We start from the raw sequence: 24,891 nt of genomic DNA, 5'->3' as shown, positions 1-24,891 counted from the left end.
GCGTGAGCCTTCCCTGATTGCCTGGAACGAGGTCCAGCAGTCCCGCGCGGACGCATCCCTGCCGGTTATGGGTCCGATTCATCATCCCGGTGAGTTCTTTGGGCTGCCCCCGCCATTGCCGATCGGCTTGGTCGAGACGCGATGCCAGATACATGGATCAACGCCCAGGGACGTCACGTTCTCGAGCTGTGCCACTCGCCCACCCCACCGCAGGTATGAAGGGCTAGCAAACCCGTCTAGGCCGCAGATGCCTCTGATTGGTGTATTCGTCATGCGGTGAGTAGGGGTCATCCATGCGCCGCGGGATGGAGCAGTTCGGTAGCTCGCTGGGCTCATAACCCAGAGGTCACAGGTTCAAATCCTGTCCCCGCAACAAAACAGCACCTATAAAAGATTGTGTCTTGTACGCGTCCGAGATTTACTACGGCGATTATCAACACAACACTTGAGCAGCGCTGTGTTGACCTCCACGCAGCTGTATTGGAGGCTTTTCGTATAGCCGCCGATAATAGTGCTTATGTCAAGGTATGGTGACAATGCTCTTAATCCCCGCTCCCCGCGCCGATCTAATCGAAGGCTGCGGTGAGTTCATCGGCTACCGGCAGGGCACGCTGCTCCGCGGCCGGCAGGCTCTCGTAGGTATAAGTCGACACCGCCATCGGTGAATCCCAGTATCCAGCGAATCGGCGTCCGGTGGCCGTCCGCTCCCATCAGCGGGCCGCCCGTGTAATACGCACCGGATGGGATCTCTGCTCTTGCCTTCCTGGGTGCGTCCGGTGAGAGGAGTGCGTAGTCGGTCACACGTTTACCACACGGAAACGATGAAATACGATGACATCTGATGGACCTCGCAGGTCACTAAAAACGCCTAGATTCCGCGGATTATTGGCAGAATGACAGGCCTTGGCAAGTATCGAAATAAGCCGTCCCCTGAGAAAAGGTCAGGGGTTCGATTCCCCTAAGCTCCACTGTTCCCAGGATTTTGCGTCTTGCGTGGCTCCTGTGCGCCAAACTGTCGCGGGCCCTCGGCTACCCCTCGCCCTCCTCCTTGTGGTCGGTGTGGGATCAAGACTCTCCTGGGTGCTCAAGCGCAGGGGCTGGCGCTTGGGAGCTCGGACATGACAGCGGCCGGGACCCCTAGGCCCCGGCCGCCGTCGTCCACTTCGGTCAGTGCGTCGTAATCACGTGCGTGCGGTGGTCGTAGGTGAAGGTCACCGGACCACCGGCGTGGTTGAGGGCGATGTTACTGCCATCACGGCCGCCGCCGGCACCGTAGTTCTCGGTCCAGCTGCGGTTGAGGGCCGCCTTGTACTCGTAGTTGCCCGCGGGCAGGTCGGCGATTTCGAGGATCCAGGTCCGCGACGCATCGTCGAACTTCATCTGCGCCTGGTCGCACGCCGGATCCCAGTCCCCGCCGCACCCCAGTTCGGAATTGAGGCTACCGGCCACCGCCACCGTGTCCGGCTGCTCGACGACGGACCCGACCGTCACGGTCCTGATGTCGCTGACGGAGCTGCCCAGCACCGCCCGGTACCGCACCTGCGTCCCCTCGGGGAGCCCGAGCGCCGCCAGGTCGTCGACGGCAGTGTACGTCGGCGACGAGTCGTCGGTGCCGATCGCGGTCCACGCACCGCCGTTCACGCTCCGCTCGAGCGTCACGGCGTGGTCGGAGTCCTCCGGGCTCGCGGTCGCGGTCACCTCGACGTCACCCTGCACCTGCGTGCCCTCGGCTGGGAGCCCCATGGTGAGCTTCGGTGCGGGCACAGCCGCCGACGCCGGCGGGGAGGTCCGCGTGTGGTAGCCGTTGTCGAGGACGACGGCGCGGTACTCAACGGTGGAGCCCGCCGCCAGCCCGCTCGTGTCGTGATACACGCTGTAGGGGGCGTTGTCATCCGTGCCGATGCTCGTCCACCCGGTGCCGGGAGTGCGGGCCTCGAAGGTGACCTCGTAGAAGGAGGAACCGGCGACGTCGGCGGCGACCCTCATGCGGCCGTTGTCTTCGGCGGCCGGAGCGGGCTGCTGCAGGCTGATGCCCGGGGCCTTGCTGGAGTGCGGAATCGCGCCGGAGAGCTCGTACACCACGGTGGACAGGGCCGGCACGGTGACGCTGAGGGTGCCGTCGGCGGCCGACCGGGCGCGCTTCGGGGCGTCGCCGTACACGAGGCCGAAATTGCGCTTGGCCGCATAGGTGGGGATCGCCGCGGTCTGCGGCTCGGTGCTGTTATTGAGGGCCACCACGTACTCGCGCCGGTTGTCGGAGTCCACGCGGGAGAACGCGTAGATGCCCGGGCCGTCGGAGGCGTACCGGTGCTGGTGCGCGCCATTCCGCAGCGCAGGATGGTCGGCGGTGACCTCGGCCAGCGTGGCGATGCTCTGGTAGAGAGGGTGGTCTGCGTCGAAGTTGTCGGTGGCGTGCGTCGCAGCAGTGCCCAGTAGGTCATCGTCCAGGTACTCGGGCACTTGGCTCGCGAACAGCGTCTGCCGCGCGTCCTGGTCACCGCCGGGGCCCGTGAAGCCCTGTTCGTCGCCGTAGTAGATCACGGGGTTGCCGCGGGAGAAGTACATGAGTTCGTGGGCCAGGGTGTCCCGGGCCACCAATTCGTCCTCCGGGGCCCCGGGATTGTCCGCCGCCAGGAAGCTGCCGATGCGCCCCATGTCGTGGTTCCCGAGGAAGGTCGGCAGGCTGTAGGCGTTCGAGTCGGCATCCGTGTACCAGTCGTCGCCGGCGAAGAAGTTCTGGAGGTCGGTCGCCGGCGCGCCCTGCGACGCGTAGCCGCGTGCGGCGGCCTGGAACGGGAAGTCGAGCACGGACTGCATCCGGTTGCGGGTGGTGAACTGCGAGGTGAAGGACTTGGTGGTGTCGAAGACCTCCCCGAACATGAAGAACTCGTCCTTGCCCTGCTCCCGGGCATAGGTCAGCACCTCGGGGCCGAACGCCTGCCAGAACTCGTCGTTCACGTGCTTCATGGTGTCGATCCGGAAGCCGTCCACTCCGAAGTCGGTGATCCACGTTTTGTAGATGTCGATCATGCCGTCGACCACGCGGGGGTTCTCGGTGGAGAGGTCGTCGAGGCCGAAGAAGTCGCCGTAGTGGGAGTCCTCCCCGGTGAAGGTCGTGTCTCCGCGGTTGTGATAGAGCGTGGGGTCGTTGAGCCACTCGGGGACTTTCAGGTCCCGGTCGGCCTCCGGCACCACGGGCACGTAGGGGAACGAGGTCGCCGGGTCGAGGGCGGGGAAAGTGCCGGTGCCCGCGTAGTCACGGTCGTCAAACTCGTTTCCATCGGCGTCGCGGTACGGCTCCTCGTCCTTCGAGATGTAGGGCGCGCGCTCGCCGGCATCGTAGCCGATCACGTCGGCGGTGTGGTTGGTGATGATGTCGAAGTAGACCTTCATGCCTCGTGAGTGCGCGGCGTCGATGAGCGTTTTGAGGTCCTCGTTGGTGCCGAGGTGCGGGTCGATCTGCGTGAAGTCCGTAATCCAGTAGCCGTGATACCCCGCGGAGTTGTCCTCGGGCTGCACTGCGCGGTTCTTGAAGCTAGGGGTCAGCCAGATGGACGTGGTGCCCATTCCCTGGATGTAGTCGAGTTCCTTGAGCAGGCCCTGGAGGTCGCCGCCGTTGTAGTAGCCCTTCCGGGTCGGATCGAATCCGGAGACGGAGGGATCGGCGCCGAGTCCGCCGTCGTCGTTGGCCGTGCTGCCGTTCTGGAAGCGGTCGGCCATGACGAAGTAGAAGTTCTCATCGGTGACGGCGGTGCGCAGCGAGTGCTGCGCGACGGCGGGAGGGGAGCCGGGGTCATTCGGGGCGGCGTGGGCGGGTAGCGACGCGGCGGAATTGGCGACGAGTGCGGTCAGCACGACGACAGTGGCGTGGCGGGATTTCACGGATCTCCTTCAGGGAACACGGGGTGAAAGATCAGCGTGTCCCATGTCACACAGTGAGTCAGTCCTCGACACGAAACCTGAGTGAAAGTTTTTTGCGAAAAGCCGGAGGGTAGCTGCCAGCACGGCTCGATCGTCTGGCAGCCACCCCCAGTCCTGGCTATGGATTCGACCCGTGTAGCCTGACCTCTAGTTCAAAGAACTTGGGGGACAAATGGCGAATACCGCCGAGGGGGCTGGCGGGACAGGCCTGCTCAAGCTTGTCGTTCTTGGACTCGCAGGATGCGCACTGTGGTACCTGTTGGTCAGAGAGCTTGTCCAAATATTCATCCGCCAAGCCTTCATTGAAACCCGGCTCTACTGCCTTGAGTTTTTGCCGGAGGGGTGGGACCCGGGCTTGGCCGGTCCCTACGAAGGCAGCGGCGACGAGCTGGTTTTTCCGCTGGGCGTTGAATGCCGGTTCTGGGAAGCCGGCACGGCCGAAACGATCATCGTCACTGAGTACTTCATCCTGGCGACGTTGTTCGCCCTCTTGCCGGCCGCGATTCTCGCGCTGCGTGTCATCCGTCGCCTGTATCGGCGGCGGCCTGCTGGACAGGGTCACCGCGGCGGGAGCGCGCTGACCGGGCACTAGAATCAGAGTCGAATACTTCCTAGGAGGGACCCTTGAAACACCCTGCGGTTGTAGTGCTCGGCATCGCGGGACTTCTCCTCGCCGGGTGCGGCACCGACGCCCGGACAGACGCGACTGCCGACTACCTCACACCGGGGGTGAAGGTGGCCGTCTCGGCGTTGACGGACGAGGAACTTCACGAAAAGGCATTCCTCGACTACGTCCGCCGGGAACATCCCGACCTGCAGTTCATGAAGGGCGACCAGATCATCACCATCGCCATGAGCTTCTGCAGGATGTACGACCAGGGCGGGGCAGCCCAGGATGCGAGCAGCCTGATCCGTGCAGGCGACGCTACAGGTTCGTACACGACCGAGGAACTGAGAACCATTTCCGGGGCCGGTGTCGCGTCCTTCTGCCCGCAGCACGTCAACAAGTTCAGGCAGGAAATGGCGATGCAGCAGGAGCTTACCCTCAGGTGACGGGCGGTGCCCGCCCCGTCAGGATTGGCCGTGCAGCATGAGGGCGGCAGCGCTCAGCCGCTGACGCTGCTGGGGTCGTTCCCGTAGGAGTTCCGTTCCCCGATGGTCCCGTCGATATTCCTGATGATGTGCTCCACCTTCTCCGCCTTGGCGACACTCCGGCCGATCCCGGCGGCCTCCTCCTTGGTGGCAGAAAGACCCCAGGGCTTGTCATCGACCGCCTGGCGCCGGTTCATCCACAAGCCCACCTCGTGGAACGTTTCGATGTCTCCCCTAGGCATGGGATCTCCTCTCGTTGGACCATTCAGCGTCACCATACCGAGCACGGAACGACGGCGGCCACCTATTCCTTCGGTGGTGGTCGGATGCGCGCCGCGCATGCGTCCGTGCGGCATATTGGCGTCCGCCGGGGCCAACCTCGCCCCGGGCCGCTATGGAGTGTTGGTCTGGTCCCCGCCGTTCGAGGAGGAGGCCACGAGGAGTGCGATCGTCGACGTCGTCGCTCCGGCCTGACCGGACGGGATCGCGCCCCGGCTGAAGCTTCCGGGCACTCCCTCCCGGGTAATGGAATTGCGTGAAAGAATGTGCAATCAAACCCCGAGGAGGCATCGTGGCCGAGACAAGGTTGAGCGAAACCGGAAGCGCCGGGCGGGAGCAGGACAGCGATCCCGGGGTCCTGGCCCTGTCGGTCCTGACCGTGGTGATTTCGACCGGGCTGGTCGGCGTGCGGCTGCTGGCCGGGCGCAGGGCGAAGAAGGCCATCGCGGCGAGTGCGAGGATGCTGGCTATTGACACCGCCGTCACGCTTCACGAGAAGGCCTGGAAACTTGCCGGGGGCGACCAGGACGTCGCCGGTGTGCACCACCGGCTAGACCGCGCCTACGCCGACGTCTCCGCCCTGGTATTGGACCTCGGCGGGTCGGGGCGGGCTCCCTACGAGGGCCCCAGCTTCGAGGAGAGGCTGCGCCTGGCGGTGGAGGAGGCTCGGACGGCGCTCGACCGCTTCGAGGCGTTCACGCCGCCGGATCCGGAACGCATCATGGCCGAGGTCAGCAGCACCCGGGACATCCTCGAAACCGCTGTCCAGCCGCGGGCTGAGGAGGCCGGGGTGCCGTGGATGTCCGAGGAGCTGGCCTCACAGTGGGACCATCTCAACTGGGAGCCCTACCGCTTCCTCGAAGAGGGTGGCGGCGCGGACGCCCTCGCCGCGGCCGTCGACCGCTACCTTGAGGACGGCCGGTCCAATGAGGACCTGCTGGCCGCGCTGACCAGAATGAAGGGTGAGCTTGAGGACCGGCGGGACTGTGTCTACGTGATCGGGCTGCTCATCGACTTCACCTTCGACCTGGCCGAAAGCTTTGGTGCCCGCCCCTCGAAGGGATCGCCGCGGGCCTGACGTTCCCGCCCCGGGAAGGGCCCCGGAAAGGGAGGGGAAACGGTGCCGGAAACGGTGCCGGCCTCACACCCGGAAGGGTTCGTGGCCCACTAAGCCGCACGGTCGAGTGCGCCTGCGCCCGCGAGTGCCTCGGCGGCCGCAAGCGGCGCCAGGAGCAGCTGGCGCTGGCGGTCCGTGAAGACTTCGGGGAAGCTGATGGCCAGATGGGCGCCGTAGAGGGAGCAGCAGATGTAGTAGATCCCATCGGTGCCGCCCATGACGGCGCTGACCAGGGCCCTGATCCGGGGCAGGTCCACCAACCGGGTCCGGCCGGCCATCGCCCGGGCGGCCCCGTGGTAGTCGGTGTGTTCCTCGGACTCCCGGGAGGCCTCGGCGGCGCCAAGAAGCTGCTCGCGTGTCCAGGGACGATCGAAGATCTGCGGTGCGGGAAGGACGGCGGTGTTCATGGTTTTCCTCGGTGGCCCGGCCTGAACGTCGTAGTCAGACTATGTGCTGCCACTGACAATTCGGCGCCGGACCCGCCCCCGGATGGGCGCGGGTCCGACGCCGTAAGGGGCCGGTCGGGGAAGCTCCGCCTTTAGCCTTCGCACTCCCTGCAGTACTTGGCGCCGTTCTTGTCCAGCGCCAGCTGGCTGCGGTGGTGGACGAGGAAGCAGGACATGCAGGTGAACTCGTCCTCCTGAACGGGAACGACCTCGACGAGCAGTTCGTCATCGACGACAGCTCCGGGAAGATCGAAGCCTTCGGCGGTATCGCCGTCCTCGACGTCGATCAACGCGGTCTGCGTGGTGGCGCTGCGTTGGGCCTGAATCGCCTCGAGCGATTCGTTGGCCGGCTGGTCTTCCTGCGCGACGCGGGGGGCGTCGTAATCGGTTGCCATGGGGGAATTGCTTTCTTCTAGGAATGGACGCTGCACCAGAGTACATGCCGGAGCTGGGAAGGAAAGTCATGGACCGCTCCGTGTGCGAGCCCTAGAGTTGACGGTTCCGGCGGCTCCGCGGCGTCTCGGCAGGAATGGCCCCGGGCCGGCGGAACGGGCCACGACGCGTTCTCTCTTTCTCTCCTCCGTCCGCACTATTTCAGTTACGGTTGACGGATAGACAAAACTTTACTGGAGTGAAAGGTGGGATGGCGGGTGCCTGCAATGGACAGGTATGCCCAGCAGTGGCTGAGCATCGAAAGCGCGTCGGCCGCCGGGCTCGACTCCTATGACCTGTGGCTCAACTACGCCGGGATGGGTGGCCGTCTCGATCCGCTCGACGTCGAGGCCTACCTCTACGGGCTCCTGGTGCTGCCCTCCCTGGAGCGGGACCTGGTCGCCCACGCCATCAATGAGATGCTCGAGGACCGCGGGTCCTCCGTCCAGCCGGCGCCCTACAGTACGGGCGAGGTGTCGGCGGCCGCCGGCTATTCAGGCCAGCTCGGCGGCTGGCTCGATCCGGCCCTCAGCACGCTCGGAGCCGCCGGCGCGATCCAGGCCATTCAACGCGAAGCGGAGCTGCGGCGGCTTGAGTCGCTGGGCAGGACCGGGCTTCTCGACACCCCGGGGGAGCCGCGGTTCGACCGGATCACCCGGCGCGCCCAACGCGAGTTCGGTGTCAGCTCGTCCTCGATCGCCCTGATCACCGGGGACAGCCAGTTCATCAAGTCCCTCGCCGGACCCATCGGCCAGAACCTGCCCCGCGACATCGCCTTCTGCAACCAGACGATTCGCGCCGACAGGATGCTCGTCGTTCCGGATGCGCTCAAAGACGCCGTCTTCAACTCGAGTCCGCTGGTTCAGGGGGAGCCGCACATCCGCTTCTATGCGGGACACCCGCTGACCGGTCCAGGCGGCTGGAGGATCGGAAGCCTGTGCGTCATCGACGACAAACCGCGGGCGTTCAGCGACACCGACGCAGCCAACCTGAAATCCCTCGCGGCCCTCGCCCAGCAGGAAATCGACGCCTAGGCCCAGCGCCTCACCGCCTGCGGATACTTGCGGGTCAGTCCAGGGGCCTGTGGCGGGCGAAGGCGACGACGGCGCCCGCAAGCAGGATGAGTGTCCCTGCGATCCCCGCCACCCGGCTGACCTTGGCCGTGCTGGCGGCCGCAGTGTCGGGCGCAGCCGCTTCGGCGGCCTCTTCCTCCGCAGGGGCCGCTGATCCTTCGGGAAGCTGGCTGGCGAAAGGCGCCGTCGCGAAGGGCGGGGTAGAGAACTTGGGCGCGCTGGGCTTGAGCTTGGGCGGGACGACCACCTTGGGCGCGGCGGGTGCTGGCGGGAGGACCTGGGGAGCGGGAGCCACGGGTACGAAGACCGGCGGCTGCTGCACCACCGGTGCCACCGGTGCCACCGGGGCCACCGGTGCCACCGGGGCGGGGGCGGGCGGCGCTTCGGGCGTCGGTTCGGGCGTCGGTTCGGGCGTCGGTTCGGGCGTCGGCTCCGGGGTGGGGACTTCCGGTGGCGGTGGAGTCGTCGGTTCCACCGGGACGGTGGGCGGGGGGTTCGTCGTGGGTTGGGGCTCCGGCTCGCCCGGCGGGGGTTCCTGCTGGCCCTTCTGCTGCCCGGGCGGGACGTGTCCGTCCTTTTCCGCAGTCACCTGGACGGCGTACGCGCTTACACCGGGTGATCCCAGGAGGATCACCGTGCTCAGCGCCACCGCTCCCGCCGCCGATTTCAGCCAGCTCTCAGCCTTACGCACCGAATACTCCCCAGACTGCAGGGGCCTCCGCCCTGCAGACCTTACCTTATCCGGAGGGTCCAGGGAACGCACCAAGTATTCGCTGTTGGAGAGCCCTTGCCAATTCGTCTGATTAGTGGCAGCCGGGATGCGGTCCTCACCGTTACCGGCCGGCGCCCTTTGGGAATCCCGGTGCTGAGGCACGTCGGAATCTGTGGGGATGGAATGCAATACTCGGGGAATGAGCGTCTATTTCGAGCGCACCACCCGCTCGCCGCTGCCCGTGACGGAGCTGTTTGAACGGTCCCGCAGCATCGACGCGCACCGGGAATCGATGGCGCGCTCCCGGGAGCGGGCCGTGGCAGGGGTGACCTCAGGGACGATCTCCCTTGGCGAGCAGGTGACGTGGCGGGCGTGGCACTTCGGCCTCCCCTTTTCCATGACCAGCCGCATCACCGAGATGGAGCCGCCTCACCGGTTCGTTGACGAACAGGTCCGGGGACCGTTCCGCAGCTTCCGGCACGAGCACGAATTCCGCGGGGAGAACGGCGGGTCGGTGATGATCGACCGCATCGAGTTCTCGGCGCCGCTGGGCCTCCTCGGGCGGGCGGCCGAGCGGATCTTCCTTGCCGCCTACCTTCAGCAGCTCATCGATGTCCGCAACGAGTACCTGGCCAAGCCCTGACCGAAGCAGGAGCCGGTTCGGGGCGCCGCTCTTGACCACCCGGGCGGGCGGGGATAAGTTATCGAAAATCATTAACAACGATTCTCGATAAAGGACGACGTTATGGGACCCAGAAGCGGAAGATCTCCATCCCGGCTGAAGCGGGCTGTTACGCCGGTCATGTCCCGCGCCGAGGCCGTGTTCCTGATGGTCGTGGCGGCCGTTGTCGCGGTGGTGGCCACGGCCCTCGCCGTTTCCGAGATCCGCGCCCTCCTTACGGGGCCGGTGACCCTTGACCTTCCCCTCGGGAATATTGCCGTACCCCGGGTCGACGGCGTCGTCGAGGAAGTGCGGGGCGCACGCTACAGCAGTGTCGAGGTGGCCTTCGAGTCGGTGCCCCCCACCGAGGGGCTGCTGCTCGCCGTCTCGGCCGGACTCAACGCACTGATCGTTGTGGCCGTGTGCGTGCTGGTGTGGGTCCTGTGCCGGCGGATCGCGGCGGAACGGACCTTCACCCGGGGTGCGGAAGGGGCCATCGGCGTCGTGGGCATCCTCGTGGCGGTCGCCGGCACGCTGGCCCAGGCGCTCGGCTCCGCCGGGAGGGACCGGCTTGTCGGGTATTCGGGGTTGTTCCCCGGGGCGGACGGCCGGACCGTCTTCTTCCTTGAGTTCAGCCCCACCCCGGTGGTCATCGGGCTGGTGATGGCGCTCTTCGCTGCCATCGTGCACCGCGGCCGGCGGCTCCAGGACGACGTCGTCGGGCTGGTCTGATGCCCGCCGAGTCCGAGGAACGCATCCATTGCCGCCTCGATGAACTGCTCGAGGCAAGGGGTATGACCCTGACCGAGCTCAGCCGCCGGGTCGGAGTGAGCCTGGTCAACCTCTCGATCCTCAAGAACGACAGGGCTCGAGCGATCCGCTTTTCGACCCTGGCCGCGGTATGCGACGCCCTTGACTGCCAGGTGGGCGAGCTGCTGGTGGTGGCCGATCCCGGCTGAGCCGGTCCCGGACGCGGCCCATGCGGTGCGCGCGGCGCGCTGTCCTGCTTAGCCGGAACGGTCGCCGCGGCGTCCGGCCAGCCGGGTGTACATCCGGCCCAGTGGAGCCAGCCAGGACATCACGAGTGCGATCGTGAAGACCTCGCTCACCAGGGAACCGGCGCTGCCGGCCGGGATGAACTGATGGACGGTGAGCAGGGCGGCCGCCAGCAGCAGCCCCTTCTTAAGGACCCGCAGCGTCGGCGGCGGCAGCGGCCGGGGCCAGGTGTAGAAACCTTCGCCCGGTTCGACGCCGTAGGTCGTCTCGGATTCCATATGCCCCCTCGCTGATGAATGCGGCCGCCCGCTCCGGTAGGAGCGGCCGGGCTCCTCATTAAGCGTACGCGTCCCGGTGGCCCGGCCGGCTGCCGGATTCCGGCACAGCGCCGGCCGGCGGCAGGGCCCGATTCCGGTGATACGGCGGGGTCAGGCCGAGGGGCCGGCGCCCCCCGCGGCGCCCTGACTGGTCCCGGCCGGAGGGGACTGGTGCTCGTCCTGATCGAGGACCTCGCGCATCTTGGTGAGGAAGTCGATGACCGCGCGGGCGTCACCGTCGCTGAGTGATGCGGCCACCGCCATCATGCGGGCGTGCATTCCGCCCAGGGTGGCTCGGACTTCGGCGTCGGAGCCTGTTGTCGGCCGGATCACCAGGGCCCTGCGGTCGGTGGGGTGGTCCTCCCGGAGGGCGTGCCCGCTGGCTACGAGCCGGTCGATGAGGGTGGTCGTCGAGGCGGAGGAGATGCCAAGCTTCGTCCCGAGGTCCTTCGGGCCGATCCGCTCACCGGCCTGCTCGGCCTGAAGGAGGAACCGGACGGCGAGCAGGTCGGTTTCGTTCATCCCCATGGAGTCCCGGGTCCGCCGCCGCATCGCGGTCTCTGCGCTGCGGTAGTCCCTGAGCGCGTTGAGCACCGCCAGCCCCCGCTCCGGCTCCGGGGCGTACCAATATCCGGATGAAGGTCTGGAACGCTGCTGTGCCATAGCGCAATGCTAGACCATCTGGTAACGAGGGGGCCGAGGTGTCCATTCCGCGGGCGCGCATCCCGGGATCGCCCCCGGGAGGGCGTTGTTCACCCCTGCAGCGGCGTGCTTCGCGGAACTGTTCTGGCCCGTTCTACGTAAATATGACAAGGCTCCCGGCATAAAGCACCCATCATGTCAAAGCCATCCCGATTTCCCGTTAGACTCGGATGCTGCAACACGCTTCCCCAGCTCCGACACCCCCATCAGAACGGCTCCACCATGGCAACGGATTACGACGCACCCCGCAATAACGACGAGGACAAGGAAGCGGAGTCCCTCGAAGCGCTTCAGGCGAACCGTGGAAGCAGTGCGCAGTCCTCCTCCGTTGACATTGAGGACGGTGACACGGCGGAGGGAATCGACCTGCCGGGGGCGGATCTCTCCGGCGAGGAACTCCTCATCCAGGTGATTCCGCCGCAGGATGACGAGTTCACCTGCGCCTCCTGCTTCCTGGTCCGGCACCGCAGCCAGATCGCACTCGAGAAGAACGGCCTGGCCTACTGCAACGAATGCGAAGGCTAGCGGCCACGTCTCGGGTGAGGCGTGCTGTTAGGAGGCCTTGGCGCCGTACCACCAGTGGGCGGGGGCCGTGTCAGAGGCCTCGCCGCGCGCCGGAAGGTGGAGAACCTCGCCGGCCCGCCGGGGCCGAGTGAGCAGCATCCGCGCACCGGCCAGCAGTGCCGCAGGCAGCGAGACCAGGGCGGCCACCGCCAGGGCATAAATGGCGATGAAGGCGTGGATCGGGGATTCGGAAAGGCCTGCGATGAAGTCCGCGCTGCCCAGCCCCAGCCACAGCCAGAACAGCCCGACGGCGAAGAGTGCGGTGCGGGCGCGCCGGTAGCTCAACGGATACCGCACCCGTTCACGCTGCATTGTGTCTCCCCAGACTTTTGGTGTGGCCCGCACCCCCACGGGCCACCCTCCGAATACTAGCGGCCTCGTCCCGGGTTTCGGAGGTTCGAGATTGAATTGAGACCTTCCTGCCCGGTGGAGGTTCCGGCCGGCAGTGTCACGTGCTCGGGACCGAGATCCTCAACCCGGTTCACGCCGAGCAACTGCAGCGTCCGCACGGTCTGGGCGGCAAGAATCTCGATGGCCCGGTCCACGCCCGCGCGGCCCCCGGCCATCAGGCCGTAGAGGTAGGCCCTGCCGATCAGGGTGAAGTCCGCGCCGAGGGCAAGCGCGGCAACGATGTCGCCTCCGCTCATGATGCCGGTGTCAAGGATGATGGCTGTCCTGCCCTTCAGCTCGCCCGCCACCTGCGGGAGCAGTTGAAGGGGGACCGGCGCCCGGTCGAGCTGCCGTCCGCCGTGGTTGGACAGGACAATGCCGTCGGCGCCGTGGTCGACCACCCGGCGGGCGTCCTCAAGGGTCTGGATGCCCTTCACCACGAGGTTCCCCTTCCATACCCCGCGCAGCCAATCGAGGTCTTCGTAGGTCAGGGTCGGGTCGAATATCGAATTGATCAGTTCAGCGACGGTTCCCGGATAGTGGGACAGCGAGGCGAAGGACAACGGCTCGTGGGTGAGGAAGTTGAACCACCAGCCCGGCCGGTAGGAGGCGTCGGCGACCGTTCGAAGGGTCAGTGCCGGCGGGATGGTCAGTCCGTTCCTGACATCCCGGAGACGCGCTCCCGCGACGGCGGTATCGACGGTGACCATCAGGGTGTCATTGCCAGCGGCGGCCGCCCGGTCGATCAGCTCCCGGGAGCGTCCCCGGTCGGTCCAGAGGTAGAGCTGGAACCAGTTGCGCCCCGCGGGGGCGGCCGCCGCGACGTCCTCGATCGAGGCGGTGCCCATGGTGGACAGCGTGTAGGGGATCCCCGCGGCTTCGGCGGCCCGGGAGCCGGCGTACTCGCCCTCGGACTGCATCATGCGCGTGAAACCGGTCGGCGCGATGCCGAAGGGCAGGGCGGCTGTGCTGCCCAGGATCCGGGTGGCCGTGCTGACCGTTCCGACATCGCGCAGGATGGAGGGCCGGAACTCAAGGTTAAGGAATGTGTCGCGGGCCCGGGCCAGGGAGATCTCCGCCTCCGCCGCTCCGTCCGTGTAGTCGAACGGTGCGGTCGGGGTGCGGCGCTTGGCGAGTGCACGCAGGTCCTCGATGGTGTTGGCGCGACGGAGCCGGGACGCCGTGCCGAACTGCGGCCGGCGGAACTGCAGGAGCGGGGCGAGGTCGGCCGTGCGGGGGATGCGGCGTCGAAGGGCGGGGGGAGTGTTCGGCTGCATGGAAGTGCCTTTGCTGGTGCCGGGCCGTCTGCTGGGCACCAGAGAATACGTGGGGGATCCGAGCCCGCGCAACGTCGGTCCGAGGGGCGGGCGGTGCCCCCGCCAAGGGTCGTTTAGACGGTGAAAAGACGGTCAGTGCCCTGAGGTTTCCCTTTTCCCGGTTCTCCACTAGACTGCACGGACTGGTCAAGCAGGAGGCCATGGAACCGCCACAGTGGAGCAGACCATGGATGAAAACGCCCAAGTACTGGATCACCCCGGCAGCACCCGCCCGGCTGTCTCGGACCCCGGGTCGCTTCCGCGGATTTCCAGGCTCGCGCTCGGTGCCACGCGTCAGGTGGACGACGCGGAGTACCCCGCCGATCTTTCCGAGGTACCCACGCGCCAGCTTCGTGCGCTGTGCAACCGGATCTACCAGCTCCTTGACTGCGATTACCCGACCATGGAGACGCGGGACCGGTACGAGGAGCTCGTCGAGGAACTCCAGCGGAGGGAGTCCGCCGTTGAGGCGCAGGCCGAGCCCGCCGGGATGCGGGAGGTCTTCCGGGACAATGTTCTGTTCTCCAGGTTTGAGCTCTACCGCAACGGGGTGATGGCCGGCTACGTCCAGTATGAGATGAGGGGCGGTGACGTCCTGCTGCTGCACGCGGTGGTCGACCCGCGTTTCCGCAAGCTGGGCCTTGAGCCCTTCCTCATGCAGTCGGTCCTGCTCAACGCCCACCGGCGCCGCCTGGCTATTACGCCGTACTGCCCCGAGGCCCAGGAATTCCTTCGGGCGAACCCCCACTACCTCGCACTGCTTCCGCCGAGGCAGCGCCGCCGTTTCAAGGTCATTTCTGCCGCCAAGTCAGCGGCGCAGGAAGGCCGGCGGTAACTTTTCGGTACCCGCGCGCAGCGACTGCCGAGGAGACCTCTCCAGCCCGTCAGCGGCGCTAAAGCCCCGTGGCACGCAGGGTGATGTTCAGCCGTCCGGTGAGTCCGAGGCGCGGATCGGCGGTGCCTGCGCGGGTCCCCATCACCCCGTGGTAGGCAAACCGTGACGGTCCGCCGAAGACGAAGAGGTCCCCCGAGGCGAGCACCAGGTCCTGCCAGGGCCGGTTCCGGTTCTCGCTGTTGCCGAAACGGAAGACGCATTCGTCGCCCAGGCTGAGGGACACCACGGGGGCGTCGGAGCGCTCATCCCTGTCCTGGTGCATTCCCATCTTCGCCGCCGCGTCATAGAAGTTAATGAGTGCGGCGTCAGGGGAGTAGGCGTCCCCGCTGCCCGGGCCGTATGCGGCGTCCAGCGCCGCGCGCCCCAGCACGCCGAGGGCATCGGGGAACGGTGCGACCTGGCCGCCCCCGGCGTCGTCGGCCGTCCGGCTGTACCGGTAGGGCTGCCAGTGCCAGCCCAGGCATACCGTCCGCACCGACATTGCGCCTCCGGTGGGCATCCGTGCCGCGCGCATGGGGACCGGGCCTGCCGCCCAGCCGCGGCAGGCTGCCACGAGCTCCTGCTGCTGCGTGAGCGTGAGCCAGTCCGGGACGTGCACCGCCCCGGGTGCGATCTCCTTGCGCTCCCGTGGGAAGAGGGAGTCGGCCGAGCCGGTCACGGCTCTGCCGGCGCCCGCCGGCGGCGCACCGTCAGCAGCAGACGGTGCATGGTGATCACCACTGCGAGCCAAGCCAGGCCGAGGGTCCAGGCAACGACGACGTCGGTGAGCCAGTGGTGGCCAAGGTAGACCCGGCTCAGACCCATGGTGACGGCGAAGAGGGTGGCCGCGACGACGGTCAGGATGGGGGCGCGGGGTCCCCGCGACCGGCGCAGGACGAGGAGGTAGGCCACTACCCCGGCAATGACGATGGCGTTGAGGGAGTGTCCGCTGGGGAAGGACGGGGAGCTTTCGAACGGTGGAACCGCCGCGTCCAGGGGAGGCCGGAGCCGGCCCACGGCTTCCTTGCCAGCGATGGTCATCAACAGCGACCCGAACGCCGCTGCGGCGATGATGATGACCGGGGTCCAGGACCGGCGGCGCAGCGCCAGCAGCGTCATGACCGCCACCGTGAGGATCGGCATGCCGACTGGGCCGCCGATGTGCGAATAGCCGGTGATGAGCGCGTCGAGCCAGGGCTCGCGGAGCGACAGCGCGAGGTCAAGGGCCGGCTGGTCGAGGGCCGCCACACCATCGGACTCCACGACGGACTCGTACACCTCGGAGGAGGCCGCCGTCAGGGCGGCGGCCACGCCCCCGCCGATGAGCAGCACCAGCAGCAGGGCCCAGTGCGGTCCGACCCAGCGCGCCAGCGGTGAGATCATCCGCACGAGCCACTGGCCCGCCGGAGTGGCCCAGCGGGTCACGTCCCTCGGGCCGACGTACTGGTTCTCCTCCGGGGTCATGGTTCGACTCTAGCGACGGTACGGAAGGATTGGCACGCCGGATCCGCCGCGGTGAACTCCTGCCCCGGGTGCCGCCGGTGCCGCTAGGCTGGCCGCATGACCGACTCGACCCCCGCTGCCGACCTCCTGCGCACTGCTCCTGTCTTCCCGCAGGACATGCCGTCCTTCGAGCCCGCGTCGGCGCCGGCGTCGCCCCTGCCGCTCTTCCTTGAGTGGCTCGAGGCCGCCGTGCGGTCGGGCATTCTTGCCCCGCACGCCGTCAACCTTGCCACCGTCGGCGAGGACGGGCTCCCGGACGCGCGGATCGTGATCCTCAAGGACGTTGACGCGTCGGGGTGGTCGGTCGCCTCAAGCACCGACAGCCCCAAGGGCCGCCAGCTTGCCGCCAATCCGTCCGCGGCGCTGACCTTCTTCTGGCCCGAGCTGGGGCGCCAGGTCCGGGTGCGCGGGGCTGTCCGCGTCGCCGGCCCCGAGGAAAACGACAAGGACTTCCAGCGCCGGCACCCCTCGGCCCGGGCGCTGGTGCTTGCCGGACGCCAAAGCCAGGTGCTCGGGACCCCCGGTGAGGTCGAGGCCGCCGTCGGGAGGCAGCTGGAGCAGCTCGAGGCCCAACCCGGGCTGGGATCGGAGACCTGGGCCGTGTTCACCGTGGAACCGGAAGCCGTGGAGTTCTGGCAGGCGGACCCCGAACGGCGGCACACCCGGCTCCGCTACACCCGCACGGGGGATTCCTGGCGGACCGACCGGCTGTGGCCCTGAGGCCGGCTAGATCCGCACCACCATCTTGCCCGTGTTGGCCCCTTTCATCATGCCCAGGAAGGCCTGGACCGAGTTCTCGATGCCATCGACGACGGTCTCATCGAAGACGACGCTCCCGTCGCTGAGCCACCCGGCCATCCGCTGGGCGAATTCGGGCTGGAGATCCTGGTGCTGCCCGACGAGGAACCCCTCGAGGCGGAGGGTCCGGGTCACGATGTTCCCCATATTGCGCGGTCCCGTCGGCTCGCCCTCCGTGTTGTAGGCGGAGATGGCCCCGCACAGCGCGGCCCGGCCCCCGCGGTTGAGGACGTCAAGGGCCGCCTCCAGGTGCTCCCCGCCCACATTATCGAAGTACACGTCGATGCCGTCCGGGGCCGCGGCACGGAGCTGGTCGCCAACGGCTCCGTCCCGGTAATTGAACGCCTCGTCGAATCCGTACCTGTCCTTGAGCAGGGCCACCTTCTCCGCCGAGCCTGCCGATCCGATGACCCTTGAGGCGCCCAGGAGGCGGGCAACCTGCCCGGCAACGGAGCCAACGGCTCCCGCCGCCCCGGAAATGAACACTGTCTCTCCGGTCCGCAGCCCCGCAATCCGCAGCAGGCCGGCATAGGCGGTCAGCCCCGTCATGCCCGCTGCGCCAAGGTAGGCGGAGAGGGGAAGGGCGGTCTCGGGCAGGGGAGTGAACTGGTCCGCCGGGCCCTGGGCGACGTCCCGCCAGCCGAGGAAGGAAAGGACGGGCGTGCCCACCGGAAGCGAGTCCGCCGTCGACTCGACGACCCGTCCCACCGCGCCGCCGGTCATCGCCGCTCCGAGCTGGAAGGGCGGTATGTAGGAGGGGGTGTCATTCATCCGGCCCCGCATGTACGGGTCGACAGAGATGAATTCATTGCCGACCCGCACCTCGCCTCCCGTGAGGGCGGGCAGTTCCTCCGTGACGATGCGAAAATCGTCGGGGGTGGGGGTTCCCGCCGGCCGCGCAATCAGCTGGACCTGGGTACTGGTGGTCATGGATGGGCTCCCTGGGATGGACGGGGTCGACTCTGGGGCAACTGATGGAGGCGGCGGTTTGTTCCGTCTCCCGGGGGTCGGCCGGACCCGGAGAGTTCCTCCGCTGGACCAGTGGCCCCCGATGTTACCGGCTAGTAATATGAGTCGATGCACTTACTCCTCCGCACCCTCCTCCAGCTCCTGACTTCACGCCGCCGGCCCGCACTGGATGTTTGGGGGCAGTCCTCCCTTCCGCTGCGCGTCCTGCCGACGGACATCGACATCGCGATGCATGTCAACAACGGCATGTACTTCTCCCTGATGGACCTCGGCCGCTTCGACCTCATGGTCCGCAGCGGGGTCTGGTCAAGGATGCGGCGCAGGGGCTGGAGCCCGGTGGCGGCCGGGGAGACCATCAGCTTCCGCAAGTCGCTCCGGCTGGGCCAGCGGTACTCGATCGAGACGAGGATCATCGGCCTTGACGACCGGGCCGTCTACTTCGAGCAGCGCATGGTGGCGGACGGCGAAATCTATGCCCGGGCCTTCATCGCCACCCGGCTGGTGTCCGCCGGCGGGCCGGTCGAGAACGAGGAGATCCTCAAGGAGTTTGGGCGCCCACCGGCCGACCTGGTGCTTCCGGACTGGATCCACCAGTGGAGGCTGAACAATGCCCTGCCGGGGAGCCGGCGCCCGGCGCCCCATTCCTGGGCGGCCTGAGGGCAGAATTTCGACGCCGGTCCCGCGCCGCCGCCCTGTCGGCGGCGGCGCGGGACCGGCACGGGTTGGACTTCCTGGCATGCGGGTTGCCTGAACTACGGATTGCCTGAACTGCGGACTGCCTGACATGCGGACGTCCTGGCATTCGGAGCTGTTGGCGCCGGACGCCGATCGGCAGGGAGGGGACGCTTGCCGTCCCCTCCCTGCCGGGCTTTGGAGGCTCTTTCTGCCGGGCCTAGTGGCGGCGCGGACGGGATGCGAGCATCATGGCCACCAGTGCGGCCAGGATCAGCAGCGGCAGGGCCACGGCAAGGATCCCGGGCGAGGTGGCGACGGACGCCGGGGTCATCGCCGAGGTGGAGGCGGACATCCTTTCGGTCCCCTCGGCGAGCTTCCCGTTGCCCTCGGCCAGTTGGGCGGCGCCGTCGGCGAGTTTGGCGTTGCCGTCGGCCAGTTGAGCCGCACCCGCATTGAGGTCGCCGGCGCCGGTATCGAGGCGTGCGGCTCCCTCGGTGAGCTTCCCCATGCCGTCCTTGAGGTTGCTGGTGCCCGAGGCAAGCCGGGTCGAGCCCTCGGCGAGCCGCAGCGCGCCTTCGGCAAGGCGCGCGTTGCCGCCGCTCAGCGCGGCCGCACCCTCGTTGAGCCGGCCGGCCCCGGCGAGGAGCCCAGGTTCAACGGTGGTTCCCTGGTATCCGGAGTTCAGCTGCATCAGTCCGCCGTTGAGCGCGGTGGTGCCCGCGGCGAGCTGGCCCGCTCCGCCGAGCAGTCCGGGCTGGTCCGGCGATCCCTGGAAACCGGCGTCGAGCTGCTGCATGCCGGCCGTGAGCTTGTCCGTTCCGGCCTTGAGCGGGGTCAGTCCCTCGGTGTAGAGCCGGTTCAGCTTCGCCTGCGACTTCAGGGTGCCCTCGTGAACCAGGACCGTGCCGTTGGCCAGGGCCTGGGTGCCCGGGACCACCTTGTGTTCGGTGGCCAGTGCGAGCTCCCCGCTTCCTGCGCTGAGCGCGACCAGGCCCGCGTTGAGGCCGCCTACACCGGCATCGAGTGCCTTCAGCTTCTCAAGCAGGGCACCGACGGGGACGAGCGGATTGGCCTCAGCGAAGGCCACCAGGTCATGGGTGCCTGCGGCCAGCTGGGCCGATCCGTCCCGGGCCTGGATAGTGCCGGCGTTGAGCCGGTCCACGCCCGCGTCGAGCTCGACGGCGCCGTCACGCAGGGCCGCCGCTCCGGCCGCCGTCTTGGCGGCGCCCTCGGCCAGCAGGGCGGAGTCTGGGATGGAGATCTCGACCTCGGCCATGATGTCGGAGACTCCGGTGCCGAGGGCCGCGGAGCCCTCGAGGGCGCTCCGGGTGCCCTCCGCCAGCTGGCCGGCCCCTGCGGCGAGCCGTGAGGCGCCGTCGGCTGCCCGCTGCGCGCCGGCCTGGGCCTGGGCGGTGCCGTCGGCAAGCTTCTGCGCGCCGACGGTCAGCCGTGCCGTGCCGGCCTGCAGCTCGGCCGCTCCGGTTGCCGCAGCACCAGCACCTGCGCTCAGTGAGCCGGCTCCCTCGTTGAGGTCGGCGGCGCCGGTCGACAGGGACGCGGCCCCGGTTCCGGCCTTCTTCAGCCCGCTGGAGAGCTCGCCGGTTCCCTCGTCGAGGGACGCCGTTCCCTCCGCCAGTTTCTTCGATCCGTCGCGCGCCGAGGCCGCCCCGGCACTGAGTGCGGCCGAGCCGTCGTTGGCCCGCCCCGCCCCCTCGGAAAGCTGGCCGGCCCCATTCGCCACCTTGCCGGTGAAGAGGGCAAAGAAGGCGAGGAGTGCCACGAGGAGCAGGGAAAGGAAGACCGTCACCACCGCGTGCAGGCGGTGGTGGGAGGTGGGCGCGATGGATCTGAGCATGTGCGACAAGTCCGTTCTCGAATCGGGAGAGCCGATGACGAGGCGCGGACGGATGGATCGTGTGCCGGGTGCGCTCGTCATTGAGCGGTCCATGCACGTCCCGAACCGGGGGCCGGTGACGTTCACGGTGAACCAATGTGATTCAAGTTACATTTGTAAACTACTGGGTAGTAACTTAGCAAGGACCTGGGCCGATAAGTTACCGCCGGGTAGGGATGCGGCCCGTGCTGGTTACAACCGCATCCACCCGGGCGGTCAGGCGGGGAGGTTGCGGCGGTTCCGGACGAGGCGCCCGGCGGCGTACAGCACCAGCCCGACCGCCAGCAGAATGGCCGCACGCAGCCAGATCGCGCCGTCCTGCTGGCTCAGCAGCAGGAGGCAGGAGCCGATGGCGAGGTAGGGGATGACGGCCGGGATGCTGAAATGGCCGTGCTCCACCCGGTCGCGTTTGAGCACCAGGACGGCGATATTGGTGGAGAGGAAGACGAACAGGAGCAGCAGCACCACCGTTTCGGCAAGGGAGGCGAGATCTCCCGTAAGCGTGAGTGCCATGGCAGCGCCCGTGGTGACGAGGATCGCGACCCAAGGGGTCCGCCGGTTCGGCAGGATCCGTCCCAGCACGGAAGGAAGCAGGCCCTGCCCGGCCATTCCGTAGGTGAGGCGGCTGGCCATGACAAGCGCGAGCAGCGCGCCGTTGGTGACAGCGACAAGCGCCACGAGGCCGAAGAGCCATGGCGGGATGCCCGCCCCGGTGGCGGCGACGACGTCGAGCAGGGGCGAGGAGGACCCTGCGAGGTCTTTGGCCGGCAGGGCGGCGGAGGCCGCAAGGCCAATCAGGAGGTAGACGACCCCGGCGGTGAGCAAGGCGCCAAAGAGGGCCCGGGGATACACGCGGCTGATCCCGCGCACCTCCTCGGCCACGTTGGCCGACACCTCGAACCCGACGAACGAGTAGTACGCAATGAGCGATGCCCCAAGCACCGCTGCTGCCGGATTGACGCCCGGGGTGAACTCGCTCACGCGGGAGACATCGCCGCCGCCGGCCAGGACGAAGAACGCCACCAGGCCGATCACCAGGAGGAGTCCGGACACCTCAATGACCGTCATGACAAGGTTGCTCCTCACCGATTCCCGGATCCCGCGGGCGTTCAGCAACCCCAGGAGTGCGAGGAACACGAGGGCGGCCGGCGCCGCCGGGACATCTACGAAGGCGGCGAGGTAGTCCCCCGTGAACGCCAGGGCAAGACCGGCTGCGCTCGTGACCCCGGCCGCGAGCATGCAGAATCCGACCAGATAGGAGATGAGCGGCCGGCGGAAAGCCCGCTCGGCGAACACGGCCGCTCCGCCGGCACGGGGGTACTTGGTCACAAGCTCCGCATAGGAGCCTGCCGTGAGCAGTGCAAGGCCCAGTGCGGCCATCAGCGGCACCCAGAGAGCTCCACCCACCTCCTTGGAAATCACCCCTACGAGGGCATACACGCCGGCGCCGAGGATGTCCCCCAGGATGAAGAAGAAGAGGAGCCGCCCGGTCACGGCGCGCTTGAGTGGGGTGTCGCTGCGTAGCTCAGAAATGGTCACTAGGGAAGTGTATTGGAAAATGCTAAGTCGACTGATGAAACTCCTGTGTCGGCTGGAGCAGGCCGGGTCCGCCCGCCTACATTGGGACAATGAGTCCATCCGAAACGGTCCCCCTGCCTTCACCCACCCCACTGCAGCGACTGGCCGAAGCGCACCGGGTGGGAGCCACGTTCCAGGGCTGGGACGGGACGCTTCAGCAGGTCCAGCCCGAAACCCTCGTGGCGGTCCTTGCCGCGCTCGGGGTTGCCGCCAACACCCCCGAGGCTGTCGACGCCTCACTCGCCGAGGCTGAGGACGCGCCCTGGCGCAGGCTCCTGCCCCCGGTCGTCGTCGTCCCTGCCAGCGCCGTCGAGCCTGTTCCCCTCTCCATCCCGGCCGGCGCCGACGTCGAGGTGTGGGTCGACGCCGAGGACGGGCTCCGCTACACCGGCAGCGTGGAGGGCGGCGCTGCCGGGTTCCGCACGCTCGACGGCGTCCCCCTTGAGCGGGTCAACGCCACCCTCCCGCACTCGCTGCCGCTCGGCTGGCACACCCTCCACGCCCGGGCCGGCGAACGCACCGGAACCTGCACGCTGGTGGTCACACCCGACCGGCTGTCGAGAACCGCCGCGCTGCTGAACTCACGGAACTGGGGCCTGATGGCGCAGCTGTATTCCGTTCGGTCCTCAACCTCCTGGGGGATCGGCGACCTGGCGGACCTGGGCCAACTCGCCGGGGTGGCTGCCGAACAGGGCGCCGGCTTCGTGTTGGTGAACCCGCTTCACGCCGCCGAGCCCGCGCCGCCGGTCGAACCCTCGCCCTACCTGCCGACCACCCGGCGGTTCTTCCATCCGATGTACCTGCGCATCGAGGCCATCCCCGAGTACGCGCGGCTGGACGCGGAATCGCGCCCGATCGTGGACGGGCTCGCGGCCGGATTCCGAGCCGCGAACACCACCACTGACCTGCTGGACCGCGACGCGTCCTTCACGGCGAAGCTCACGGCGCTCGAGCTGATCTTCGCGGTGGAACGGCCCGCCCAGCGGCAGTCCGACTTCGAGGACTACTGTGCCGGGCAAGACCAGGGGCTCGAGGACTTCGCGCTCTGGTCCGCCCTGGCCGAAACCCTCGAACCAGGGGCACCCGAGTGGGAGGACGCGGGCCGGCCGGGCTCCCCGGCGGCCCGCCGGGCCCGGGAGCGGCTGGCGGCCCGGGTGGAGTTCCACGAATGGCTCCAGTGGCTGTGCGACGAGCAGCTGCAGGAGGCCCAGCTGGAGGCCACCGATGCGGGGATGGAGATCGGAATTGTCCACGACCTCGCCGTCGGGGTGCACCCCAGCGGCGCCGATGCGTGGGCGCTGCGGGACGTGCTGGCCCAGGGGATCAGCGTCGGGGCTCCGCCGGACATGTTCAATCAGCACGGGCAGGACTGGAGCCAGCCGCCGTGGCACCCCGAGCGGCTGGCCGAATCCGGTTACGCCGCGTTCCGCGACATGCTGCGCAATATCCTCCGGCATGCCGGAGGGATCAGGGTCGACCATATCCTCGGCCTGTTCCGCCTCTGGTGGATCCCGGCCGGTGCCGCACCCGGCGGCGGAGCCTATGTGTACTACGACCACGAGGCCCTGATCGGGATCCTCGCCCTGGAGGCGGAGCGGGCGGGGGCGCTCGTTGTCGGGGAGGACCTCGGCGTGTTCGAGCCCGGCGTCCAGGAGTACCTGGCCGAGCGCGGCATTTTCGGCACCTCCATCCTGTGGTTCGAGCAGACCGGCAGCGGGCCGCGGCACCCCGAGGAGTACCGCAGGGCCTGCCTCACCACCGTGACCACCCACGACCTCCCGCCGTCGGCCGGTTACCTGGTCGGTGAGCACGTCGTGCTGCGCGAGTCCCTCGGGCTGCTCAGCCGCCCGGTCGAGGAGGAGCGCGCCGCGGATCAGGCGGTCCAGAAGAGTTTCCTGGCCCTGCTCCGCGAGCGGGGACTGCTGCCCCGTGGGGAGGCATCGGTCCAGGAGACCGTTGAGGCGCTCCACGCGTTCATCGCGCAGTCACCGTCGGCACTGCTCGGCGTGGCGCTCGCCGACGCTGTCGGGGAACGCCGCACGCAGAACCAGCCGGGAACCAACAATGAATACCCCAACTGGCGCATCCCGCTGGCCGACGCCGGGGGCCGGGCCGTCCTGCTTGATGAACTGGCCGAGAACGAACGCTTCCTCTCCCTGGTGCGGGCGCTGCACCGGCCCGCTCCCGTGGCCGGGCAGGCCGATAGGCCGGAGGGCTCGGCGGACGACTGATCGGGCGGGCGTGGAATGACGGTGGGCGTGCGGGCGATAGCTGCCGGTCAGGATCCCCGGAATCCGGTCAGTCCCCCGGAGGGGGCGGTGACCACCGCGTCGACGCCGGCCACCCGGCCCGGGGTGCTCCCCGAGCGCAGCCGGCGCAGCAGCTCCCGAAGCGCCGGTTCCGGTCCTTCGGCGACAATGTCAACGGAGCCGTCGTCGCGGTTCACCGCAGTGCCGACGAGGCCGAGCTGCTCCGCCTGGAGCCGTGTCCAGTATCGGAAGCCCACCGCCTGCACCTCACCGGAAACGACAGCTTCAAGCCGCTGATCCCCGCTCATGGCCTTGCCTCCCTGCCGCAGTAGA

Annotated in this window: 27 protein-coding genes and 1 tRNA gene; 13 read left to right on the top strand and 15 right to left on the bottom strand. The window is 68.1% G+C overall.

Going from position 1 to position 24,891, the window contains the following annotated elements; genetic code table 11:
- The first annotated feature begins 299 nt into the window (after positions 1-299).
- Positions 300-373: transfer RNA gene (locus I6N91_RS05060), tRNA-Met, on the top strand.
- Between the two features lie 794 nt (positions 374-1,167).
- On the opposite strand, the gene I6N91_RS05055 is transcribed toward I6N91_RS05060, so the two are convergent.
- On the bottom strand, positions 1,168-3,882 hold the full coding sequence (locus tag I6N91_RS05055; RefSeq protein WP_307843239.1) for an alpha-amylase family glycosyl hydrolase: 2,715 nt from the start codon (positions 3,880-3,882) through the stop codon (positions 1,168-1,170).
- Between the two features lie 211 nt (positions 3,883-4,093).
- Here I6N91_RS05055 and I6N91_RS05050 point away from each other — a divergent pair, with 211 nt between their 5' ends.
- Both I6N91_RS05050 and I6N91_RS05045 read left to right on the top strand, forming a co-directional pair.
- Positions 4,094-4,513 carry a hypothetical protein gene (locus tag I6N91_RS05050; RefSeq protein WP_198811201.1) on the top strand — a complete coding sequence of 140 codons (420 nt, stop codon included), beginning with the start codon at positions 4,094-4,096 and terminating at the stop codon, positions 4,511-4,513.
- A 32-nt stretch (positions 4,514-4,545) separates the two neighbouring features.
- Positions 4,546-4,974: a DUF732 domain-containing protein gene (locus I6N91_RS05045; protein ID WP_198811199.1), complete on the top strand. Its 429-nt coding sequence runs from the start codon at positions 4,546-4,548 to the stop codon at positions 4,972-4,974.
- A gap of 53 nt (positions 4,975-5,027) precedes the next feature.
- Here the strand turns inward: I6N91_RS05045 and I6N91_RS05040 are convergent, their stop codons facing one another.
- Positions 5,028-5,255, bottom strand: a complete 228-nt coding sequence (locus I6N91_RS05040) for a DUF2188 domain-containing protein (protein ID WP_120167438.1) — start codon at positions 5,253-5,255, stop codon at positions 5,028-5,030.
- A 329-nt stretch (positions 5,256-5,584) separates the two neighbouring features.
- Here I6N91_RS05040 and I6N91_RS05035 point away from each other — a divergent pair, with 329 nt between their 5' ends.
- On the top strand, positions 5,585-6,370 hold the full coding sequence (locus tag I6N91_RS05035) for a hypothetical protein (protein WP_198811197.1): 786 nt from the start codon (positions 5,585-5,587) through the stop codon (positions 6,368-6,370).
- Between the two features lie 89 nt (positions 6,371-6,459).
- Here I6N91_RS05035 and I6N91_RS05030 read toward each other — a convergent pair whose 3' ends face one another.
- Positions 6,460-6,816 (bottom strand): hypothetical protein, encoded by a 357-nt coding sequence (locus tag I6N91_RS05030; RefSeq protein ID WP_198811195.1) that lies wholly within the window; start codon positions 6,814-6,816, stop codon positions 6,460-6,462.
- A gap of 131 nt (positions 6,817-6,947) precedes the next feature.
- Positions 6,948-7,250, bottom strand: coding sequence for a DUF4193 domain-containing protein (locus I6N91_RS05025; RefSeq protein ID WP_120167448.1), 303 nt, complete (start codon positions 7,248-7,250; stop codon positions 6,948-6,950).
- A 264-nt stretch (positions 7,251-7,514) separates the two neighbouring features.
- On the opposite strand from I6N91_RS05025, the gene I6N91_RS05020 reads away from it, so the two are divergent.
- Complete coding sequence (locus tag I6N91_RS05020) at positions 7,515-8,321, top strand: GAF domain-containing protein (protein ID WP_198811193.1); 807 nt, start codon at positions 7,515-7,517, stop codon at positions 8,319-8,321.
- A gap of 34 nt (positions 8,322-8,355) precedes the next feature.
- Here I6N91_RS05020 and I6N91_RS05015 read toward each other — a convergent pair whose 3' ends face one another.
- Complete coding sequence (locus tag I6N91_RS05015) at positions 8,356-9,051, bottom strand: hypothetical protein (protein WP_198811191.1); 696 nt, start codon at positions 9,049-9,051, stop codon at positions 8,356-8,358.
- Positions 9,052-9,271: 220 nt separating this feature from the next.
- Between I6N91_RS05015 and I6N91_RS05010 the strand changes: the two genes are divergently transcribed.
- The 3 genes from I6N91_RS05010 (at position 9,272) to I6N91_RS05000 (ending at position 10,692) form a co-directional block, all read left to right on the top strand.
- Complete coding sequence (locus I6N91_RS05010) at positions 9,272-9,715, top strand: SRPBCC family protein (RefSeq protein ID WP_198811189.1); 444 nt, start codon at positions 9,272-9,274, stop codon at positions 9,713-9,715.
- A 102-nt stretch (positions 9,716-9,817) separates the two neighbouring features.
- A complete protein-coding gene (locus tag I6N91_RS05005) occupies positions 9,818-10,465 on the top strand; it encodes a DUF2975 domain-containing protein (RefSeq protein ID WP_198811187.1) in 648 nt (215 codons plus the stop codon).
- Entirely contained in the window at positions 10,465-10,692 is a 228-nt protein-coding gene (locus tag I6N91_RS05000; protein ID WP_198811185.1) for a helix-turn-helix transcriptional regulator, read from the top strand. Before I6N91_RS05005 ends, I6N91_RS05000 begins: the two co-directional genes overlap by 1 nt.
- 48 nt (positions 10,693-10,740) lie before the next feature.
- Here I6N91_RS05000 and I6N91_RS04995 read toward each other — a convergent pair whose 3' ends face one another.
- Together I6N91_RS04995 and I6N91_RS04990 are read right to left on the bottom strand one after the other, a co-directional pair.
- The gene (locus tag I6N91_RS04995; protein ID WP_198811183.1) at positions 10,741-11,007 is read right to left on the bottom strand and encodes a hypothetical protein; all 267 of its coding nucleotides are present in this window, start codon (positions 11,005-11,007) and stop codon (positions 10,741-10,743) included.
- Between the two features lie 150 nt (positions 11,008-11,157).
- A complete protein-coding gene (locus I6N91_RS04990) occupies positions 11,158-11,709 on the bottom strand; it encodes a MarR family winged helix-turn-helix transcriptional regulator (RefSeq protein WP_198811181.1) in 552 nt (183 codons plus the stop codon).
- Positions 11,710-11,970: 261 nt separating this feature from the next.
- On the opposite strand from I6N91_RS04990, the gene I6N91_RS04985 reads away from it, so the two are divergent.
- Positions 11,971-12,273 carry a DUF4193 domain-containing protein gene (locus I6N91_RS04985; protein WP_133403603.1) on the top strand — a complete coding sequence of 101 codons (303 nt, stop codon included), beginning with the start codon at positions 11,971-11,973 and terminating at the stop codon, positions 12,271-12,273.
- A 27-nt stretch (positions 12,274-12,300) separates the two neighbouring features.
- Here I6N91_RS04985 and I6N91_RS04980 read toward each other — a convergent pair whose 3' ends face one another.
- Positions 12,301-12,624 (bottom strand): hypothetical protein, encoded by a 324-nt coding sequence (locus tag I6N91_RS04980; RefSeq protein WP_198811179.1) that lies wholly within the window; start codon positions 12,622-12,624, stop codon positions 12,301-12,303.
- Positions 12,625-12,680: 56 nt separating this feature from the next.
- Positions 12,681-13,979, bottom strand: a complete 1,299-nt coding sequence (locus I6N91_RS04975) for an alpha-hydroxy acid oxidase (RefSeq protein ID WP_198811177.1) — start codon at positions 13,977-13,979, stop codon at positions 12,681-12,683.
- Positions 13,980-14,205: 226 nt separating this feature from the next.
- Between I6N91_RS04975 and I6N91_RS04970 the strand changes: the two genes are divergently transcribed.
- A complete protein-coding gene (locus I6N91_RS04970) occupies positions 14,206-14,853 on the top strand; it encodes a GNAT family N-acetyltransferase (RefSeq protein ID WP_133403606.1) in 648 nt (215 codons plus the stop codon).
- Between the two features lie 58 nt (positions 14,854-14,911).
- On the opposite strand, the gene I6N91_RS04965 is transcribed toward I6N91_RS04970, so the two are convergent.
- Together I6N91_RS04965 and I6N91_RS04960 are read right to left on the bottom strand one after the other, a co-directional pair.
- Positions 14,912-15,571 carry an alpha-ketoglutarate-dependent dioxygenase AlkB gene (locus tag I6N91_RS04965; RefSeq protein ID WP_198811175.1) on the bottom strand — a complete coding sequence of 220 codons (660 nt, stop codon included), beginning with the start codon at positions 15,569-15,571 and terminating at the stop codon, positions 14,912-14,914.
- The gene (locus I6N91_RS04960) at positions 15,568-16,356 is read right to left on the bottom strand and encodes a phosphatase PAP2 family protein (RefSeq protein ID WP_198811173.1); all 789 of its coding nucleotides are present in this window, start codon (positions 16,354-16,356) and stop codon (positions 15,568-15,570) included. Before I6N91_RS04960 ends, I6N91_RS04965 begins: the two co-directional genes overlap by 4 nt.
- 96 nt (positions 16,357-16,452) lie before the next feature.
- On the opposite strand from I6N91_RS04960, the gene I6N91_RS04955 reads away from it, so the two are divergent.
- Positions 16,453-17,115, top strand: a complete 663-nt coding sequence (locus tag I6N91_RS04955; RefSeq protein WP_198811171.1) for a pyridoxal 5'-phosphate synthase — start codon at positions 16,453-16,455, stop codon at positions 17,113-17,115.
- A gap of 6 nt (positions 17,116-17,121) precedes the next feature.
- Here the strand turns inward: I6N91_RS04955 and I6N91_RS04950 are convergent, their stop codons facing one another.
- Positions 17,122-18,123 (bottom strand): NADP-dependent oxidoreductase, encoded by a 1,002-nt coding sequence (locus tag I6N91_RS04950; RefSeq protein WP_198811169.1) that lies wholly within the window; start codon positions 18,121-18,123, stop codon positions 17,122-17,124.
- A gap of 147 nt (positions 18,124-18,270) precedes the next feature.
- Between I6N91_RS04950 and I6N91_RS04945 the strand changes: the two genes are divergently transcribed.
- Positions 18,271-18,819, top strand: coding sequence for an acyl-CoA thioesterase (locus tag I6N91_RS04945; RefSeq protein ID WP_198811167.1), 549 nt, complete (start codon positions 18,271-18,273; stop codon positions 18,817-18,819).
- A gap of 235 nt (positions 18,820-19,054) precedes the next feature.
- Here the strand turns inward: I6N91_RS04945 and I6N91_RS04940 are convergent, their stop codons facing one another.
- Entirely contained in the window at positions 19,055-20,692 is a 1,638-nt protein-coding gene (locus I6N91_RS04940) for a hypothetical protein (protein ID WP_198811165.1), read from the bottom strand.
- Positions 20,693-20,947: 255 nt separating this feature from the next.
- Complete coding sequence (locus I6N91_RS04935; protein WP_307843238.1) at positions 20,948-22,270, bottom strand: APC family permease; 1,323 nt, start codon at positions 22,268-22,270, stop codon at positions 20,948-20,950.
- Between the two features lie 89 nt (positions 22,271-22,359).
- Between I6N91_RS04935 and malQ the strand changes: the two genes are divergently transcribed.
- The gene (malQ, locus tag I6N91_RS04930; protein ID WP_198811161.1) at positions 22,360-24,540 is read left to right on the top strand and encodes a 4-alpha-glucanotransferase; all 2,181 of its coding nucleotides are present in this window, start codon (positions 22,360-22,362) and stop codon (positions 24,538-24,540) included.
- A 47-nt stretch (positions 24,541-24,587) separates the two neighbouring features.
- Here the strand turns inward: malQ and I6N91_RS04925 are convergent, their stop codons facing one another.
- Positions 24,588-24,866, bottom strand: a complete 279-nt coding sequence (locus I6N91_RS04925; RefSeq protein ID WP_198811160.1) for an acylphosphatase — start codon at positions 24,864-24,866, stop codon at positions 24,588-24,590.
- Positions 24,867-24,891: the final 25 nt, after the last annotated feature.

This window comes from Arthrobacter sp. MSA 4-2 (assembly GCF_016405885.1).
In the GTDB taxonomy this organism is placed as follows: Bacteria; Actinomycetota; Actinomycetes; order Actinomycetales; family Micrococcaceae; genus Arthrobacter_D.
This window is presented reverse-complemented; position numbering and strand designations above follow the sequence as displayed.

Coding starts and splice junctions, on each gene's coding strand:
- I6N91_RS05050 (WP_198811201.1), top strand. CDS start 4,094: ATGGCGAATACCGCCGAGGGGGCTGGCGGGACAGGCCTGCTCAAGCTT.
- I6N91_RS05040 (WP_120167438.1), bottom strand. CDS start 5,255: ATGCCTAGGGGAGACATCGAAACGTTCCACGAGGTGGGCTTGTGGATG.
- I6N91_RS05030 (WP_198811195.1), bottom strand. CDS start 6,816: ATGAACACCGCCGTCCTTCCCGCACCGCAGATCTTCGATCGTCCCTGG.
- I6N91_RS05025 (WP_120167448.1), bottom strand. CDS start 7,250: ATGGCAACCGATTACGACGCCCCCCGCGTCGCGCAGGAAGACCAGCCG.
- I6N91_RS05020 (WP_198811193.1), top strand. CDS start 7,515: ATGGACAGGTATGCCCAGCAGTGGCTGAGCATCGAAAGCGCGTCGGCC.
- I6N91_RS05010 (WP_198811189.1), top strand. CDS start 9,272: ATGAGCGTCTATTTCGAGCGCACCACCCGCTCGCCGCTGCCCGTGACG.
- I6N91_RS05005 (WP_198811187.1), top strand. CDS start 9,818: ATGGGACCCAGAAGCGGAAGATCTCCATCCCGGCTGAAGCGGGCTGTT.
- I6N91_RS05000 (WP_198811185.1), top strand. CDS start 10,465: ATGCCCGCCGAGTCCGAGGAACGCATCCATTGCCGCCTCGATGAACTG.
- I6N91_RS04995 (WP_198811183.1), bottom strand. CDS start 11,007: ATGGAATCCGAGACGACCTACGGCGTCGAACCGGGCGAAGGTTTCTAC.
- I6N91_RS04990 (WP_198811181.1), bottom strand. CDS start 11,709: ATGGCACAGCAGCGTTCCAGACCTTCATCCGGATATTGGTACGCCCCG.
- I6N91_RS04985 (WP_133403603.1), top strand. CDS start 11,971: ATGGCAACGGATTACGACGCACCCCGCAATAACGACGAGGACAAGGAA.
- I6N91_RS04980 (WP_198811179.1), bottom strand. CDS start 12,624: ATGCAGCGTGAACGGGTGCGGTATCCGTTGAGCTACCGGCGCGCCCGC.
- I6N91_RS04975 (WP_198811177.1), bottom strand. CDS start 13,979: ATGCAGCCGAACACTCCCCCCGCCCTTCGACGCCGCATCCCCCGCACG.
- I6N91_RS04970 (WP_133403606.1), top strand. CDS start 14,206: ATGGATGAAAACGCCCAAGTACTGGATCACCCCGGCAGCACCCGCCCG.
- I6N91_RS04960 (WP_198811173.1), bottom strand. CDS start 16,356: ATGACCCCGGAGGAGAACCAGTACGTCGGCCCGAGGGACGTGACCCGC.
- I6N91_RS04955 (WP_198811171.1), top strand. CDS start 16,453: ATGACCGACTCGACCCCCGCTGCCGACCTCCTGCGCACTGCTCCTGTC.
- I6N91_RS04950 (WP_198811169.1), bottom strand. CDS start 18,123: ATGACCACCAGTACCCAGGTCCAGCTGATTGCGCGGCCGGCGGGAACC.
- I6N91_RS04945 (WP_198811167.1), top strand. CDS start 18,271: ATGCACTTACTCCTCCGCACCCTCCTCCAGCTCCTGACTTCACGCCGC.
- I6N91_RS04940 (WP_198811165.1), bottom strand. CDS start 20,692: ATGCTCAGATCCATCGCGCCCACCTCCCACCACCGCCTGCACGCGGTG.
- malQ (WP_198811161.1), top strand. CDS start 22,360: ATGAGTCCATCCGAAACGGTCCCCCTGCCTTCACCCACCCCACTGCAG.
- I6N91_RS04925 (WP_198811160.1), bottom strand. CDS start 24,866: ATGAGCGGGGATCAGCGGCTTGAAGCTGTCGTTTCCGGTGAGGTGCAG.